General features: G+C 35.8%; 1 pseudogene. It reads right to left on the bottom strand.

Going from position 1 to position 612, the window contains the following annotated elements:
- Positions 1-612, bottom strand: a pseudogene (locus tag EAL49_RS08210) (helicase); the annotation flags it as partial.

Raw genomic sequence — 612 nt, 5'->3', positions numbered from 1 at the left:
GAGTGGGTATCCAAGGGCTGTTGATATTAGCCATGATTTCAGTGGCTTTCAAATCTTTAGGGATAATCCGCTCTAAATCTTTCACATTAGCCTCTAATCCCTCCACGCCTTCTTTGATGGCTTCTTTAACTTCTTTGAGCTTTCTTTTCACATTGCCGCTCAAATAATCGTTCGCTAAAATATAGCCGCCATTATCCTTGTGGTCTTTATAGATCAGTTTTTGTTCTAAAAGTTCTTTAATTGTGGTTTCTAAGCTTTGGGTTTTAAAATGATCCCTAATGAAATGCAAATCCAAACCCCCTTTTTGATTGATGCTAGTAATTAATGCCTCTTTAGCGTTAGTAATGATAAATTCTTTTTTAGGGTTTAAAGTCCTTTCAAAAAAGATTTGAGCTTTTTTAGCTTGAGCTTGCCTTGGCTCTATGTTTTGCATTTTAGCGCTTCTAGCGGTGATTTCTTTTTCAAAGTCTTTCTCTAATCCTAAGACTTTAGCGCCATACAAATCTTGTTTGATGTCCTTGCGGTTTTTGTTTTCATTGAGATAGCCAAATTTCTTGACAAATCCATCATAAACAAGATTGAGTTTAGCCCTCTTGTTTTCTAGCTCTAAAT

It is taken from the genome of Helicobacter pylori (assembly GCF_003637665.1).
In the GTDB taxonomy this organism is placed as follows: Bacteria; Campylobacterota; Campylobacteria; order Campylobacterales; family Helicobacteraceae; genus Helicobacter; species Helicobacter pylori_CK.
This window is presented reverse-complemented; position numbering and strand designations above follow the sequence as displayed.